The 16,138-nt window shown below is 65.4% G+C and carries 16 protein-coding genes; 7 read left to right on the top strand and 9 right to left on the bottom strand.

Annotated features, from left to right (window positions below; translation table 11 throughout):
* The first annotated feature begins 69 nt into the window (after positions 1-69).
* Positions 70-1,323, top strand: coding sequence for an SGNH/GDSL hydrolase family protein (locus BGRAMDRAFT_RS16770; RefSeq protein ID WP_006049981.1), 1,254 nt, complete (start codon positions 70-72; stop codon positions 1,321-1,323).
* Between the two features lie 167 nt (positions 1,324-1,490).
* Here the strand turns inward: BGRAMDRAFT_RS16770 and BGRAMDRAFT_RS16765 are convergent, their stop codons facing one another.
* From BGRAMDRAFT_RS16765 to BGRAMDRAFT_RS16725, 9 genes are all read right to left on the bottom strand, one after another.
* Positions 1,491-2,570: an L-threonylcarbamoyladenylate synthase gene (locus tag BGRAMDRAFT_RS16765; RefSeq protein WP_006049980.1), complete on the bottom strand. Its 1,080-nt coding sequence runs from the start codon at positions 2,568-2,570 to the stop codon at positions 1,491-1,493.
* A gap of 10 nt (positions 2,571-2,580) precedes the next feature.
* On the bottom strand, positions 2,581-3,777 hold the full coding sequence (locus BGRAMDRAFT_RS16760) for a 5-(carboxyamino)imidazole ribonucleotide synthase (RefSeq protein WP_006049979.1): 1,197 nt from the start codon (positions 3,775-3,777) through the stop codon (positions 2,581-2,583).
* A 107-nt stretch (positions 3,778-3,884) separates the two neighbouring features.
* Positions 3,885-4,403 carry a 5-(carboxyamino)imidazole ribonucleotide mutase gene (purE, locus tag BGRAMDRAFT_RS16755; protein ID WP_006049978.1) on the bottom strand — a complete coding sequence of 173 codons (519 nt, stop codon included), beginning with the start codon at positions 4,401-4,403 and terminating at the stop codon, positions 3,885-3,887.
* Between the two features lie 54 nt (positions 4,404-4,457).
* Complete coding sequence (locus BGRAMDRAFT_RS16750; protein ID WP_006049977.1) at positions 4,458-5,348, bottom strand: phosphoribosylaminoimidazolesuccinocarboxamide synthase; 891 nt, start codon at positions 5,346-5,348, stop codon at positions 4,458-4,460.
* 154 nt (positions 5,349-5,502) lie between these two features.
* Entirely contained in the window at positions 5,503-6,567 is a 1,065-nt protein-coding gene (gene fba, locus BGRAMDRAFT_RS16745; RefSeq protein ID WP_006049976.1) for a class II fructose-bisphosphate aldolase, read from the bottom strand.
* Positions 6,568-6,703: 136 nt separating this feature from the next.
* A complete protein-coding gene (pyk, locus tag BGRAMDRAFT_RS16740) occupies positions 6,704-8,140 on the bottom strand; it encodes a pyruvate kinase (RefSeq protein WP_006049975.1) in 1,437 nt (478 codons plus the stop codon).
* A 400-nt stretch (positions 8,141-8,540) separates the two neighbouring features.
* Positions 8,541-9,734 (bottom strand): phosphoglycerate kinase, encoded by a 1,194-nt coding sequence (locus tag BGRAMDRAFT_RS16735; protein ID WP_006049974.1) that lies wholly within the window; start codon positions 9,732-9,734, stop codon positions 8,541-8,543.
* A gap of 267 nt (positions 9,735-10,001) precedes the next feature.
* The gene (locus tag BGRAMDRAFT_RS16730; RefSeq protein WP_006049973.1) at positions 10,002-10,325 is read right to left on the bottom strand and encodes an AzlD domain-containing protein; all 324 of its coding nucleotides are present in this window, start codon (positions 10,323-10,325) and stop codon (positions 10,002-10,004) included.
* Positions 10,322-11,068 (bottom strand): AzlC family ABC transporter permease, encoded by a 747-nt coding sequence (locus BGRAMDRAFT_RS16725; protein WP_006049972.1) that lies wholly within the window; start codon positions 11,066-11,068, stop codon positions 10,322-10,324. Before BGRAMDRAFT_RS16725 ends, BGRAMDRAFT_RS16730 begins: the two co-directional genes overlap by 4 nt.
* Before the next feature lie 289 nt (positions 11,069-11,357).
* Between BGRAMDRAFT_RS16725 and BGRAMDRAFT_RS16720 the strand changes: the two genes are divergently transcribed.
* From BGRAMDRAFT_RS16720 to BGRAMDRAFT_RS16695, 6 genes are all read left to right on the top strand, one after another.
* A complete protein-coding gene (locus tag BGRAMDRAFT_RS16720) occupies positions 11,358-12,281 on the top strand; it encodes a branched-chain amino acid transaminase (RefSeq protein ID WP_006049971.1) in 924 nt (307 codons plus the stop codon).
* Positions 12,282-12,325: 44 nt separating this feature from the next.
* The gene (locus tag BGRAMDRAFT_RS16715; protein WP_006049970.1) at positions 12,326-12,520 is read left to right on the top strand and encodes a zinc-finger domain-containing protein; all 195 of its coding nucleotides are present in this window, start codon (positions 12,326-12,328) and stop codon (positions 12,518-12,520) included.
* Positions 12,521-12,687: 167 nt separating this feature from the next.
* Complete coding sequence (gene waaF, locus BGRAMDRAFT_RS16710; protein WP_006049969.1) at positions 12,688-13,713, top strand: lipopolysaccharide heptosyltransferase II; 1,026 nt, start codon at positions 12,688-12,690, stop codon at positions 13,711-13,713.
* Positions 13,714-13,881: 168 nt separating this feature from the next.
* A complete protein-coding gene (locus tag BGRAMDRAFT_RS16705) occupies positions 13,882-14,328 on the top strand; it encodes a nuclear transport factor 2 family protein (protein WP_006049968.1) in 447 nt (148 codons plus the stop codon).
* Positions 14,329-14,368: 40 nt separating this feature from the next.
* Positions 14,369-15,508 (top strand): YheT family hydrolase, encoded by a 1,140-nt coding sequence (locus BGRAMDRAFT_RS16700; protein ID WP_006049967.1) that lies wholly within the window; start codon positions 14,369-14,371, stop codon positions 15,506-15,508.
* A complete protein-coding gene (locus BGRAMDRAFT_RS16695; protein ID WP_006049966.1) occupies positions 15,501-16,091 on the top strand; it encodes a DUF2946 family protein in 591 nt (196 codons plus the stop codon). Before BGRAMDRAFT_RS16700 ends, BGRAMDRAFT_RS16695 begins: the two co-directional genes overlap by 8 nt.
* Positions 16,092-16,138: the final 47 nt, after the last annotated feature.

The raw sequence follows: 16,138 nt of genomic DNA, 5'->3' as shown, positions 1-16,138 counted from the left end.
CGCCGACGCGGCGGACGCGGCCTGCAATACATGGCGCAAGGGCCAAACATACGAGGAGATGTAGCCAACATGAAGCAAACAGCATCGAGGAAACAGGATTGGTTGCGCGTCACGCAAATTGCCGTAGCCAGCGCCGCGTTTGCGCTGCTCGCCGCTTGCGGCGGTGGCGGCGATGACAACAACAACGCCAGCAGCAGCACGCCGGCAGGCGGCGTCAAATTGCAGGTCGTCTCGTTCGGCGACAGCCTGTCGGACGTCGGCACGTATGCGCCGGTCATCCAGGGAAGCTTCGGCGGCGGCCGCTTCACGACCAACCCCGGCGAAGTGTGGACGCAAAAAGTCGCCGAGTATTACGGCGACACGTTGAAGCCCGCCTACCTCGGCGGCTTCGGTAAGCCGCTCGCCGCGGCAGGCGGCTTCGGTTACGCCCAGGGCGGCTCGGACGTCGTCAATGCTCAAGGCAAAGGCTGGGCGCCGAACAATATGGCGGCCACGACCGTGCCTATCGTGGGTCAGGTGCAGAACTACCTGAGCGCCCATACGAGCTTCAATGCGAACCAGCTCGTGCTCGTGAACGGCGGCGCGAACGACATCTTCCAGTTCGCCGAAAACACCGCGAATCTCACGGCGCTCGGCGCCGCGCTGCAGACGCAGTTCCCGTTGCTCGTGCAGGCAGGCAAGCTGCCGAATACGCAGGCGGGCCAGGTTGCGTTCATCGTCGGCTATCTGCAGCAATTGTCCAATCCCCAGGTTGCTCAGGCTGCCAGCCAGCTCGCCGCGCAAGTCAAGACCATCGTCAACGCGGGCGCGACCCACGTCGTGGTGTCGACGGTGCCGGACATCGGCAATACGCCGCTCGGCGTCGCGGCCAACGCGAGCACGCCGGGCTCGGCCGCGCTGCTGTCGGGAATCTCCGCGGCGTATAACTATCTGTTCGTGCAGAACCTCACGGCGCTCGGTCTGCTCGGAACGGGCAAGGTGATCGTGGTCGATGCGTTCACCTGGCAGGATCAGCAGTTGCCGAACTACAAGGCGCTCGGCTTCACGGTGTCGAACACCGGCACGGCCTGCAACCTCACCGCGATGCAGACCAACGCAACCGCTTACGCCCGCGCCAATCCGAGCGCGACGAACGGGTTGACGCCGGAGCAGTACGGCGCGCAGTTCGGCTCTTCGCTGTTCTGCTCGCCGCAGACGTACACGGTGGCCGGCGCGGATCAGACCTACATGTTCGCGGACACGGTTCACCCGAGCTCGCACATGCACGCGCTGTTCGCGCAGTACGTTCAGCAGCAGATCGCGGCGACGGGACTGGGTAAGTAAGTGGAGTGAGTGGAGTTCGGCCGCGCGGCGCGCGGTCGCTTTCCGCGAAGGAAGGATTGAGCAACGCCTGGCTTATCGATTCTGTCGATTGAGTAGCCAGGCGTTTTTTTATTGCGTGTTTATTGCGGCTTCGATCAAGCGCTTGCGAAGCGACAGCAAAGCAAAACTCAGTGCCCTTGCGCCTCGAACGCGGCCGCGGCGCGGCCGAGCCGATCGTTCACGGCGATCCATTCGATCGTATCAGGCAGCTTCTCAATCAGAATACGCGCGACGTTCGCGCGATCCAGCGCGCGCAGCAAGCCGTACAGCTCGCGTGCATAGACATGCGGATCTTCCGGCGCGGCGATGAAGTGCACGCCCTCGGCGTCGGCCCAATGCCCCGCTCGCGATGCCCGCGCGACGAGCGCAACGCGCTCGCCGGCTGCGCGCGCGGCGAGCAACGGCTCGAGCGCATTGAACGGCAGCAATGCGAGCGGCGTGCGCGGCGCGTAATGCGCCTTCAGCGTGCCGGAAGCACGTGGCGCGGTGGCGTCGGAACCATCGGGCAGGCGCGGCGCTTCGCCGAGCACATCGGCGATGTCTTGCGGCGTGACCCGGCCCGGCCTCAGCAACGCGGGGAATCCGCGCGACAAATCCACAATGGTCGACTCGATGCCGACGTCGGACGCGCCGCCGTCGAGCACATGAATCGCACTGCCGAACTCGTCGCGCACATGCTGCGCGGTGGTCGGGCTCACATGCCCAAAACGATTCGCCGACGGCGCCGCCACGCCGCCGTGCCCGGCGCGCAACGAGCTGAACGCTTCGAGCAGCGCCTGCGCCACAGGATGCGACGGACAGCGCAAGCCAACGGAATCCTGCCCGCCGCTGACGGCCGCCGGGATGCGCGCCGCGCGCTTCAGAATCAGCGTGAGCGGCCCCGGCCAGAAGGCGTCGATCAGACGCTGCGCCTCTTGCGGCAAGTGCTCGACCCAATAGTTCGGATCGCCCTGCGGCGCGAGATGCACGATCACCGGATGATTGGCCGGCCGGCCCTTTGCCGCGTAGATGCGCGCGACGGCGTCGGGATTTTCCGCGTCGCCGCCGAGGCCATAGACCGTCTCCGTCGGAAACGCGACGAGACCGCCCGCGTCGAGCAGCGCCGCCGCATGCTCGATCTGCGCGGCGCTGACAGGCAGCGCGTTCGCGGCGCCTTCGCCGGATTGGTCGGAATGGCCGGCCTGGCCGGGTGTCTGTGGATCGGGCATGGCGCGCGCGTCAGCTCGTGGGGATATGCAGAAGGCGCGCGCAATCGCGTGCCGCCGTGCGCGCTTCTTCGAGCGTCGCGGCAGTGAAGTTCACGTGGCCCATCTTGCGGCCGCAACGCGCTTCTTCCTTGCCGTACAGATGCAGGCGGGCGGCCGGCATCGCCGCCACCTCGTGCCAGGGCGGCGTGACCGACGCGCCCTTAGGCCCGCTTGGGAACCACACGTCGCCGAGAATGTTCAGCATGACGGCCGGCGAATGCTGACGCGTGTCGCCGAGCGGCATGCCGGTCATCGCGCGCACTTGCTGTTCGAACTGGCTGGTCGCGCAGGCGTCGACGGTGTAGTGCCCCGAGTTGTGCGGACGCGGCGCCATTTCGTTGGCCACCAGCGAACCGTCTTCGAGAATGAAGAATTCGACGCACAGCACGCCGACATAGCCGAGCTTGTCGGCGATTTGCAGCGCGGCCTGTTGCGCCTGCTGGACAAGCGTCGCGCTCGCGTCCGGCGCCGGCACGATGGTGTGCGACAGCACGCCGTCGCGGTGCGTGTTCTGCGCGAGCGGATAGACGGCCGACGTGCCGCTCGAGCCGCGCGCTATCAATGCGGAGACTTCGAACTTGAGCGGCAAACGCTTTTCGAGCACGCACGGCACGCCGCCGAGCGACGCGTGCGCCTCGCGCACTTCCTCGGCATTGCGCACGCGGATCTGGCCTTTGCCGTCGTAGCCCATGCGCGCCGTTTTGACGATGCCGGGCAGCACGGCGTCGAGCTGTGCATCGTCCATTGCGGCGAGCGCGTCCGATGATTCGATCACGACATGCGGCGCGACCGCCACGCCCGACGACGCGATAAAGCGCTTCTCGGCGATGCGGTCCTGTGCGACGGCCACGCAGCGGCCGGCGGGGCTGACGAACGTGGTCTTCGCGAGGAAGTCGAGGCTTGCGGCCGGGACGTTCTCGAATTCAGTGGAGACCGCCGCGCACAGCCGCGCGAGTTCGGTCAACGACGCTTCGTCGTCGTAAGCCGCGCGCAGATGGCGGTCGGCGACCGAGCCTGCCGGGCTGTTTTCGTCCGGATCGAGCACGGCGACGCGGTAGCCCATGGCCTGTGCGGCAAAGCAGAACATGCGGCCGAGCTGGCCGCCACCGACCATGCCAAGCCATGCGCCTGGCAGAATCGGTGAAACCGGTGTGTTGTCTGGGTTCATCTTGGTGGTCGGTCGCGGCCGGGCGTGCATGCGGTTCAGCAGTGGCAAGCGCCCGGCGGGTAGGTCGGACAGGGGACGTCGTGTAGCAGTCGCTGGTCAGTTGGCGCTCACAGCGCCGGCAGCACCATCGCGTGAGCCGCCTGGTTCTGGCGCACGCGGAACGCCGCCAGCTTCTCCGCGTATTCCGCGCTCGTGCCGCTCAGGATCGACACGGCGAAGAGCGCTGCATTCGCCGCGCCCGCCTCGCCGATCGCAAAGGTCGCGACAGGCACGCCCTTGGGCATCTGCACGATCGAATGCAACGAGTCGACGCCCTTCAGGTACTTGCTCGCCACCGGCACGCCGAGCACCGGCACCGTGGTCTTGGCGGCCAGCATGCCCGGCAGATGCGCCGCGCCGCCCGCACCCGCGATGATCGCGCGGATGCCGCGCTCGCGCGCGCTTTCAGCATAGGCGAACATTTCGTCCGGCATGCGGTGCGCGGAGACGACCTTCGCTTCGTACGGCACGCCGAATTCCTGCAGAATCGCGACGGCGTTCTTCATCACTTCCCAGTCGGAGCTGGAGCCCATCAGCACGCCGACAACCGGCGCGCCATGCGTATGGGCGGTCTGTGCTTCACTCATCTTGCGGCTTTCCTCTTGCGGCTTCGCTGCTACGGGTTGGCGGGTCGGAAGCGGTCAGGCGAGCTTGTGCCCGGTCAGACGTTCGAGCGCTTCCTGGTATTTTTCGCCCGTCTTCTGGACCACGTCGTCCGGCAGCTTCGGCGCGGGCGGCTCTTTCGCCCAGTCTTGCGTTTCAAGCCAGTCGCGCACGAACTGCTTGTCGAACGACGGCGGATTCGTGCCAACCTGATACTGGTCGGCCGGCCAGAAGCGCGACGAATCGGCGGTGAGCGCCTCGTCCATCAGGTACAGCTTGCCGTGGTTGTCCAGACCGAACTCGAACTTCGTATCCGCGATGATGATGCCGCGCGTCGCCGCATAGTCAGCGGCTTCCTTGTACAGCCGGATCGAGATGTCGCGGATCGTGGCCGACAGTTCGGTGCCGATGCGGCGTTCCATCTCGTTGTAGGTGATGTTTTCGTCGTGATGCCCCATTTCGGCCTTCGCTGCCGGCGTGAAAATCGGCTCAGGCAGCTTCTGCGCGTTTTGCAGGCCCGGCGGCAATTCCACGCCGCACACCGAACCGGTGGCCTGGTAGTCCTTCCAGCCGCTGCCGGCCAGATAACCGCGCACCACGGCTTCGACGAGAATCGGCTCCAGGCGCTTGACGACCACCGCGCGGCCCTTGACCTGCTCGACTTCGTCAGCCGCCACGACCGACTCGGGCGCCACGCCCGTCAGGTGATTCGGCACGACGTGCTTGAGCTTCTCGAACCAGAAGTTGGCCATTTCGTTGAGCACGCGACCCTTGTTCGGAATCGGCTCGCCCATGATGACGTCGAACGCCGACAGACGGTCGGTCGTGACGATCAGCAACTGGTCGTTGCCCACCGCATAGTTGTCGCGGACTTTACCGCGGCCGAGCAGCGGCAGCGAGCGGAGCGTGGATTCGTAAAGGGTAGACATCGTCGTGGTTCGCTAAAAGTGAGGCAAAAAGTGTGAGCGGAACAAAAGGGAAACGCCGTTCCCCGGATGATGCGGGAACGGCGATCTGACGACAACCTGGCCAAACGGCCAGGCGCACAGCAAAAAATGACGCAACCGCGAGCTTAACGGGAGCTTAGCGGACGACTTGCGCGAGTTCGCCCGACTTGTACTTCTCCGCGATTTTATCAAGCGAAACCGGCTTGATCTTGCCGGCCTGGCCTTCGCAGCCGAATTGCGTGTAGCGCTCGATACAAATCTTCATCGCGGCTTCGCGCGCCGGCTTCAGATAATCGCGCGGATCGAACTTGCCCGGATTGGTCGCCATGTAGCGGCGAATCGCGCCGGTGATCGCGAGACGCAGGTCGGTGTCGATATTGACCTTGCGCACGCCGTGCTTGATGCCTTCCTGGATTTCCTCGACGGGCACGCCGTAGGTTTCCTTCATGTCGCCGCCGAATTCGCGGATCTCGGCCAGCAGTTCCTGCGGCACCGACGACGAACCGTGCATCACCAGGTGCGTGTTCGGAATGCGCTGGTGAATTTCCTTGATGCGCTGGATCGACAGAATATCGCCCGTCGGCTTCTTGCTGAACTTGTACGCGCCGTGCGAGGTGCCGATGGCGATGGCCAGCGCGTCGCATTGCGTGAGCTTGACGAAGTCGGCGGCCTGCTCCGGGTCGGTCAGCAATTGCTCGCGGGTCATCGTGCCTTCCGCGCCGTGGCCGTCTTCCTTGTCGCCCTTCATGGTTTCCAGCGAGCCCAGCACACCGAGTTCGGCTTCGACCGTCACGCCGATCGAGTGCGCCGCTTCCACCACCTTGCGCGACACTTCGACGTTGTACTCGTACGAAGCGACGGTTTTGCCGTCGGCTTCCAGCGAGCCGTCCATCATCACGCTGGTGAAGCCGCTGCGGATCGCCGCCATGCAGACCGCCGGCGACTGGCCGTGGTCCTGATGCATCACGACGGGAATGTGCGGATAGGACTCGACCGCTGCTTCGATCAGATGGCGCAGGAACGCTTCGCCCGCGTACTTACGCGCGCCGGCCGATGCCTGCATGATGACCGGAGCGTTGACCTTGTCGGCCGCCGCCATGATCGCCTGCACCTGCTCCAGGTTGTTCACGTTGAATGCCGGAAGGCCGTAGCCGTTTTCAGCGGCGTGGTCCAGCAGTTGACGCATTGATACGAGAGGCATGCTGTACTCCTTAGATTGAAACGAATTCTTTTGCCGCCGGCATCTTTTGGGCGATCAGAAAGCGAAGCAAGCCGCATACCTGTCGGCCAGCCTGCTTCGCTCGATCAAGCCTGCGCCAGTCGGCCAGTACCGCCGGTCAATACGGCTCGCCGACGCGCACGATCTTCAGCGTATTGGTGCCGCCGGCCTGGCCCATCGGCTCGCCGACGGTCAGCACGACCATGTCGCCGCGCGACGCATAACCCTTGCCGACGACCGTCTCCAACGCCTGTTGCAACGCCGTGTCGCGGTCGGTGTTCGTGTCCAGATGCAGCGAAGTCACGTTGCGGTACAGCGCCATGGCCCGCTCGCTGCCGACGCGCGGCGTGAGCGCGAAAATCGGCACGTGCGTCCAGTGACGCGACATCCACAGCGCGGTCGAGCCGGATTCGGTCAACGCGACAATCGCCTTCGCGCCCAGATGGAACGCCGTGAACAGCGCGCCCATCGCGATGGACTGGTCGATGCGCGTGAACGTGCGGTCGAGGAAATCCTTGTCCAGTTCCGACTGCTCCGACTTCTCGGCTTCCACGCAAATCGCGGCCATTGTCTCGATGGTCTGCACCGGATACTTGCCCGCCGCCGATTCCGCCGACAGCATCACCGCGTCCGTGCCGTCGAGCACTGCGTTCGCGACGTCCGACACTTCGGCGCGCGTCGGCACCGGCGCGTAGATCATCGACTCCATCATCTGCGTCGCGGTAATCACGAACTTGTTCGATTCGCGCGCCATCCGAATCATGCGCTTTTGCAGCGCGGGGACTGCGGCATTCCCCACTTCCACGGCGAGATCGCCGCGCGCGACCATGATGCCGTCCGATGCGTCCAGAATGCCTTGCAGCGCCGGAATGGCTTCCGCGCGCTCGATCTTGGCGATCATCTTCGGCTTGATGCCATACGGCGCGCCGGCGATGTTCGCGAGCTGCCGCGCCATTTCCATATCGGTCGCGTTCTTCGGGAACGACACCGCGACGAAATCGACGCCGAGCGACATGGCCGTGCGGATGTCTTCCATGTCCTTGGCGGTCAGCGCGGGCGCTGTCAGGCCGCCGCCCTGGCGGTTGATGCCCTTGTTGTTCGACAGGTCGCCGCCGATCTTCACGATCGTGTGGATCTCGTTTCCGAGCACGCGCTGAACGTTCAGCACGATCAGGCCGTCGTTGAGCAGCAGCACGTCGCCCGGCTTCAGGTCGCGCGGCAGGTCCTTGTAGTCGAGACCCGCGCGTTCCTGGTTGCCGAGCTCGCAGTCGGCGTCGAGGATGAACGGCTCGCCGGAGACGAGCGTGACCTTGCCGTTTTCGAATTTGCCGACCCGGATCTTCGGGCCTTGCAGGTCCGCCATGATGGCGACCTCGCGGCCCGCCTGGCGAGCCGCCTCGCGCACGAATTCGGCGCGCTGGCGGTGGTCGTCCGCGGTGCCATGCGAGAAATTGAGCCGCACCACGTCGGCGCCTGCCTGAATCATTTGCAGCAGGATCTCCGGCGTGCTGGAAGCCGGTCCGATGGTAGCGACAATCTTGGTGGCGCGATGCATGAGTCTCCTCGTCTGGATAGGATCGCTGGAAAGAGCGCTGCGAGTCGGATGCGGAGGCTGCGCACCGAAAGATGCTGCCAGGGGCTGCGCGCCGGTTGAAACCAGCGTCGCTTTATGGGGTGAAGCGGTATTCGACACCGGCGCGGGGGGCGCGGGTGGAGATGTGGGTGCGACGGATTGCTCCGATTCGCTGACCGCCGGCGTGGCTTCGCCGGCAGCAGCTTCGAGTGCGGTGGCCAGCGCGGCGGCAACCGTGCCGGCAAGCTCGGACTCCTTGGCCGCCGTCGCGGCGTCGGGGCGCGCTGTACGCTCCCCCGCCGTTGCTGCCGCGGTGTCGCGCGGCTTGCCGCGCTGACCGTTCGCTTTCGCAGACTTCGCCGTTGGGGAGCGCGCCGCCACGTTAAGCCCGCGATTCCAGAACTTCGACCGCCGGCAGCTTCTTGCCTTCGAGGAACTCGAGGAAAGCGCCGCCGCCCGTCGAGATATAGCTGACCTTGTCGTGGATGCCGTACTTGGCGATCGCAGCGAGCGTATCGCCGCCGCCCGCAATCGAGAATGCCGACGACCTCGCGATCGCGTCGGCCAGCGTCTTGGTGCCGTTGCCGAACTGGTCGAACTCGAACACGCCGACCGGCCCGTTCCACACGATGGTGCCGGCCTTTTCGAGTTGCGCGGCGAGCGCCTTCGCGGTGTCCGGTCCGATGTCGAGGATCATGTCGTCGTCTTCGACGTCCGCGACGGCTTTGATTTCGGCCTTGGCGGTCGGCGAGAACTCCTTGGCCGTGACCACGTCGGTCGGAATCGGCACCGATGCGCCGCGCGCCTTCGCTGCGTCGATAATGGCTTTGGCTTCGCTCACCAGATCGGCTTCGGCCAGCGATTTGCCGATCTTCAGGCCCGCGGCCAGCATGAACGTGTTCGCAATGCCGCCGCCGACGATCAGCTGATCCACCTTCTCGGCGAGCGACTTCAGAATGGTCAGCTTGGTCGAAACCTTGGAGCCCGCGACGATCGCGACCAGCGGGCGCTTCGGCGCGCCCAGCGCCTGGCCGAGCGCTTCGAGTTCGGCGGCCAGCAGCGGACCGGCGCAAGCCACCGGCGCATATTTGGCGATGCCGTGCGTGGTCGCTTCGGCGCGGTGCGCGGTGCCGAACGCGTCGTTTACGTAGATGTCGCAGAGCTTCGCCATTTTCTGCGCGAGCTCGTCGGAATCCTTCTTTTCGCCCTTGTTGACGCGGCAGTTTTCCAGCAGCACGACCTGGCCCGGCGCGACGTTCACGCCGTTTTCGACCCAGTTCGCCACCAGCGGCACGTCGCGGCCGAGCAGTTCGGCAAAACGCTTCGCGACCGGCGCGAGCGAGTCTTCCGGCTTGAAATCGCCTTCGGTCGGACGGCCCAGGTGCGACGTGACCATCACCGCGGCGCCCGCGTCGAGCGCTGCCTTGACCGCCGGCACCGAGGCGCGGATGCGGGTGTCTTCGGTGATGTTGCCCTGATCGTCCTGCGGCACGTTGAGATCGGCGCGGATGAACACTCGTTTGCCGGACAGCTTGCCTTCGGCGATCAGATCGGAGAGACGCAGTACCTTGTTCATGGGCGTTTGTGTGCGAGTTGATGGAAGGCGATGGCGGACGGCGCACACGGCTTTCGGCGCAGCAACTGCGGCGCGTCGGCACGGCGGCCCCCACGAAGCGGGAGGCCGGTGCGAACGCCGCGGCGCGGGCGCCAGGCGTTGGCGCGGTCATCCCGGAAAGGGGCATTTTAACTGATCCGCACAGCCTTCTGACCCGCCCGCGGGCGAATCTCCCGTATTCGAATGCCGCGCGGCGCATGCCGCAATGCAACATCGCAACGCCTGAAACTACATCAAGAGGCGCAAGACCGTGAACACGATCATTCCGACGACGATCGTACCAAGCATGGTGCGCCGCCACAAAAACCAGCCGAGGCCGGCGAGCGCCGCATAGAACTCATGGTTCGACGGCGCGAACGACAGGCCGTCGGGCGTGCCGAGCACGTCCGGCAGTACGACGGCGGCGAGCGCCGCGGCGGGTGCGTAGCGCAGCATGCGCTGCACGCGCGCCGGCAAAACCGTGCGTTCGCCGCCGATTAGAAACATCGCGCGTGTCACCGCGGTGACGACGGTCATGCCGAGAATGGCGAGCCACACTTCCACGGACGTCATCGCGAATCTCCCGCGCTGTTGCGAACGCGGCGCAAGTCGGCGCGCTCGGCCATCAGATCGGCCGCGCTGCCCGCGAGAATCGCCGCGATGACCGCAAGCGGCAGCCCGAGGCGATACGGCAAATCGAAAGCGAGCAACGACACGATGCCCGCGATGCACACCGCCACCAGCGTGGAACGCGTGGCGATCGCCGCGACCATGATGGGCAGCAGCGCCAGCGTGCCCGCGAGCGCGAGTCCCCAGTTATCCGGAATCAGGCTCGCCAGCAGAATGCCCGCTATCGACGCCACCTGCCACGACAGCCAGCTGGACACCGCCATGCCCCAGAAGTACGCCTCCTTGCCGGGCACGTAGCCGGTCGGGAAGTTCTTCTTGAGGAACAGCAGATAGATCACATCGCCGTTGAAGTAGCCGAGCGCGATGCGCCGCCACATCGACAGATAGGAAAAATGCGGGGCAAGGCCGACGCTGAAGATCACGAAACGCGTATTCACCATCGCGGCCGTGAGCAGCACCGTCCACATGGGCAGCTTGGCGGCGAGGAGCGGCAGCACGGCGAGTTGCGACGAACCGGCGTAACACAGCAGCGACATGGCGAGCGCCTGCGGCAGCGTGAGCACGGACTTGCTCATCGCGATGCCGGTGACGAGCCCCCACGAGCAGATCGCCATGAGCGTGGGCGAATAGGCGCGCGCGCCCTCGAGGAAAGCGCGGCGATCGGTATCTGACAGGCGAGCGAGCATGAGGCGAAAAGCGCGGGCGCCGAAGGCCGCGATGAGGAAATGGAGCGAAATCGGCGCCAGGTCGTGAAGCACCCGCTGGCGCGGCCGGATGTGAATTATGCGTGCGCCGAATTATAGCGCCCGACCTGCGTCCAAATGCCCGTTTCGTGTGCAAAAGACGCTAAAATAACGCTCTTCGCTGCACCCCATCGGAAATTTCGGGCGCGTCCCGGCTTTCCCGCGCTTCGGGCGCCCGCGCGAGTCGACGGGCTTGGGGTTCCACACCAACACGCACCTGCTGGAGAACCGTATGTCAATGGCCGACCGCGACGGCAAGATCTGGATGGATGGCAAGCTGATCGACTGGCGCGATGCCAAGATCCATGTGCTGACCCACACGCTGCATTACGGCATGGGCGTTTTCGAAGGCGTGCGCGCCTATAAGACGGCAGACGGCGGCACCGCGATTTTCCGTCTGCAGGAACACACCAAGCGTCTTCTGAACTCGGCCAAGATCTTTCAGATGGACGTGCCGTTCGACCATGAAACGCTCGCCGCCGCGCAGCGCGAAGTGGTCCGCGAAAACAAGCTCGAGTCGTGCTATCTGCGCCCGATCATCTGGGTCGGCTCGGAAAAGCTCGGCGTGTCGGCCAAGGGCAATACCATTCATGTCGCGATCGCGGCGTGGCCGTGGGGCGCTTACCTCGGTGAAGACGGGCTTGCCAAGGGCATCCGCGTGAAGACGTCGTCGTTCACGCGTCATCACGTGAACGTGTCGATGGTCCGCGCGAAGGCGTCGGGCTGGTACGTGAACTCGATCCTCGCGAACCAGGAAGCCGTCGCCGACGGTTACGACGAAGCGCTGCTGCTCGACGTGGACGGCTACGTGTCGGAAGGCTCGGGCGAGAACTTCTTCCTCGTGAACAACGGCAAGCTGTACACGCCGGACCTGTCGTCGTGCCTCGACGGCATCACGCGCGACACGGTCATCACGCTCGCGCGCGACGCGGGCATCCAGGTGATCGAAAAGCGCATCACGCGCGACGAGGTCTACACCTGCGACGAAGCGTTCTTCACCGGCACCGCCGCGGAAGTCACGCCGATCCGCGAACTGGATAACCGCACCATCGGCGCGGGCGCCCGCGGCCCGATCACGGAGAAGCTGCAGTCGGGCTTCTTCGACATCGTCAACGGCAAGAGCGACAAGTACGCGCACTGGCTGACCAAGATTTAACGCGCATTGCACCGCGCGCACCCTGCATACAACGAGAAAGTCTCATGAGCGATATCAAGGAAATGCCGCTGGTCGAACTCACGGCAAAAGACCTCCCGGCGTACTGCCCGAATCCGGCCATGCCGCGCTGGAGTGCGCACCCGCGCGTCTTTATCGACGTCTCGCACGGCGAGGCGCGCTGCCCTTATTGCAGCACGCGTTACAAGCTGCGCGACGGCGAAGTGATCAAGGGTCACTGAACCTCACACCTGAGCGCCGTTCGTCTGCGTCATCGGCTGTCGACTGATTGCGGGCGCGCCGTTGCGGCGTGCCTGCGGCCGACGGCCTTTTCCCTTTACTTTCATTTAAACGAAGCGCCACGCGCATCGCGCGCGGCGCTTCGTTTCGACACCGGACACCCACTCTGATGCGTCGCGCGTTGGTTATCGCACCGAACTGGATCGGTGACGCATTGATGGCGCAGCCGCTTTTTGCGCGCCTCGTGAAACTGCATCCCCGCATGGCGATCGACGCGGTCGCGCCCTCGTGGGTCGCGCCCGTGCTCGAACGCATGCCGGAAATCCGCGACGTCTACGCGACCGATCTCGCGCACGGCAAGCTGCAGATGCTGCGTCGCTGGCAGCTCGCGAGCGACTTGCGCGACGTCGGCTACGACGCGGCCTATGTGCTGCCGAACTCGCTGAAATCCGCGCTGATTCCGTGGATGGCCGGCATCCGGCTGCGCATCGGCTATACCGGAGAAAGCCGCATCGGCCTGTTGAACGTGCGCCACGCGAATCCGCGCAAGGACGAGCGTCCGCCGATGGTCGGCCATTACGCCGCTCTCGCCTACGCGCCCGGCGCGAAGATTCCCGACGACCTGCCGATGCCGCGGCTCGACGCCGATCTGAACGAGGCGGCGCGCGTATCGGCGCGCTTCAATCTCGACACGCGGGTGCCGTTGCTCGTGTTCTGCCCCGGCGCGGAATACGGCCCGGCCAAGCGCTGGCCGCCGGAGCACTTCGCGGCGCTCGCGCAAATGGTCGGCCAGTCGTTCCCGTACACGCAGATCGTCGCGCTCGGTTCGCCGAAAGATGCGCCGCTTGCGCAGGCCATCGCCGAAAAAGCGCCGAACGTGCGCAATCTGTGCGGCCAGACGGCGCTCGGCGAAGCGTGCGCGCTGATCTCGCGGGCCAACGCAGTCGTCACCAACGATTCCGGGTTGATGCACGTCGCGGCCGCGCTGCGCCGGCCGCTCGTGGCCGTCTACGGCTCGACCGATCCGCGGCACACGCCGCCCTTGTCGGAGCTTGCGAAGGTACAATGGCTTCATCTCGAATGCAGCCCCTGTTTTCAGCGCGAGTGTCCGCTGGGTCATCTGAACTGCCTGAAGCAGTTGAGCGCCGAGCAGGTTTTCGGCGATTTGCGCGGCATGTTGCTCGCGCACCGCTGAGCCGGCTGACACTTGCACGCAACACCGCACGCCCCTGAGCGCGTCGCGTCATGTTCGCGCCTTGCGGCGCGGGCATTCTGGCGCTCGGGTGCGAATGTCCGGCGCACCGGACTGTCCCGCTGACCGCTGCCTTGCAACCGCGCGCCGCGCACAAGAGACTGACGAGCCATGCCACGTTTTGCCCATATCTTCGAAGCCGCCGCCGATACCCTCAACGCCTATTACCAGGCCGTCGCCGAGGTCAATATCGACAGCCTGATGGGCCTGTGGATCGATGAGGAGTTCGTGAGCTGCATTTGCGCCGACGGCTCGCATCTGCACGGCCTCGAAAGCATCCGCACGGGCTTGCAGATCCAGCTGGAAACCGCGCCGGTCTCGATCGAGCCGCTCGACATTCGCGTCTACGACAGTCTCGGCACGGTCGTTTATGCGATCGCGGAAGCGCATCGTCCGGTCGATCCGAAAGCCACGCCGGCGATGGTCTTCACCACCTACGTGATGGTCCATGAACGCGGCGAATGGCGCATCGCGCACATTCACGCGAGCCCGATGCCCAATGAAGCAGCCAGCCAGTTCGCGACCAAGATGCGGCACGGCCAAGGGTCGCTTCACTGACGCGCGCTCCGCGCCGCCACACTCTCGCTTCGAAGCCGGCATGAGCACGCCCCGCAGCAAGTCCCCGTGGGGGACGCCACAAGAGCGCCCCGCTCCCGATGACGCGGCTCGCGCCGCGGCGGCTGTCGAAGCCACAATCGAAGCCACCGTCGAGGTCGCCAAAGACCTGCTCTATCGTGCGCCGCTCTGGTTGCCGAACAAGCACGTTCAAACCATCGTGCCGTCGCTGTTCGCGCGCCGCCCGGCCGTGTCGTTTCGCCGCGAGCGCTGGGACACGCCTGACGGCGATTTCATCGACGTCGACTGGGTTCGGCACGACAACGCGCCAGCCTCGGTCATGACAGCAGACGCGGCGCTTAGTCAGAGTCCCTCAGCCGAAGCGCCGTTGCTCGTCCTGTTCCACGGCCTGGAAGGCAGCTCCGCCTCGCATTACGCATCGTCGTTGATGGCGGCCGCACGCGAATATGGCTGGCACGGCGTGGTGCCGCACTTTCGCAGTTGCAGCGGCGCGCTGAACCGCTTGCCGCGCTTCTATCATCTGGCCGACAGCAACGAAGTCGACTGGATTTTGCGACGCCTGCGCGCCGCGCATCGCGGGCCGCTCGTCGCCGCGGGCGTGTCGCTCGGCGGCAATGTGCTGTTGCGCTGGCTCGGCGAGCGGCGCGAAGATGCGGCGTCGGTCGTCCACGCCGCCGCTGCGATCTCGACGCCCATCGACGTGCACGCCGGGGGCCGCGCGTTGTCGCAAGGCTTCGGCATGATCTACACGCGCAGCTTCCTCAAGACGCTCAAGCAGAAGGCCGACCAGAAGCTCGTACAGTTTCCCGGCCTGTTCGACCGCGGCGCGATGCTCGCGAGCCGTACGATGTACGAGTTCGACAACGTCGTGACCGCACCGCTGCACGGCTTTCGCGATACCGACGAGTACTGGAGCGTGGCCACCACGCGGCCGGTGCTGCCGCACATTCAGGTGCCCACGCTCGTCCTGAACGCGCGCAACGATCCGTTCCTGCCCGCCGAGGCGCTGCCGTCGCGGCATGAGGTGTCGGCGGCGGTGGAGCTCGATCAGCCGAGGCATGGCGGTCACGCCGGCTTCATGACCGGACCGTTTCCTGGCCGGATCGACTGGTTGTCGCGGCGCGTGTTCGGCTATCTGGAGCAGCACGTCGATCATGGATGACATCGTCAAACAGGCGTTGGCCAAGTGGCCGAACGTACCGGCTTGCACCGGCTGGCTCATGCTCGACCGGCGCGGCCAGTGGCGCATGCGCGACGAAGCCGCGCAGGCGAGCGGATCACCCGGCACGCCGATCCGTCACGAAGCGCTGCTCGGCTTCATCAATCGCAATTACGAGCGCGACGAACGCGGGCAGTGGTTCTTTCAGAACGGACCGCAGCGCGTGTATGTCGAGCTGGGCTATACGCCGTGGGTCGTGCGTTTGTCGGTCGAGGCGGACGGCGCGCTCGCGCTGAAAGATCAGGTGGGCAATGGTTTCGAACCGTCGGCCGTGTTTGCCGACGATGAGGGCGGGATTCTGTTCGCTGGTGCTTCCGATCCTGGCAATCCCTCAGCGCCGCCGCGCATCGCCGTTCTGCACGATCACGATCTCGAAGTTTTCGCGGACCACGCGACGCTCGCCGACGACTCCCTGAGCGGCGAGTTCCACTGGAACGGCGGCGTCACGTTGCCGCTTCAGCCGATACGGAGCGAAGAAGTTGCGTCGCGCTTTGGGTTTGTGGCGAGTCCGGCTGCGATGGTTTGAGGTTCGGCATCTCGTCGCGCAGCTTGCATGCTTCAGAGGAGCGGGTT

This window comes from Paraburkholderia graminis C4D1M (assembly GCF_000172415.1).
Lineage (GTDB): Bacteria > Pseudomonadota > Gammaproteobacteria > Burkholderiales > Burkholderiaceae > Paraburkholderia > Paraburkholderia graminis.
This window is presented reverse-complemented; position numbering and strand designations above follow the sequence as displayed.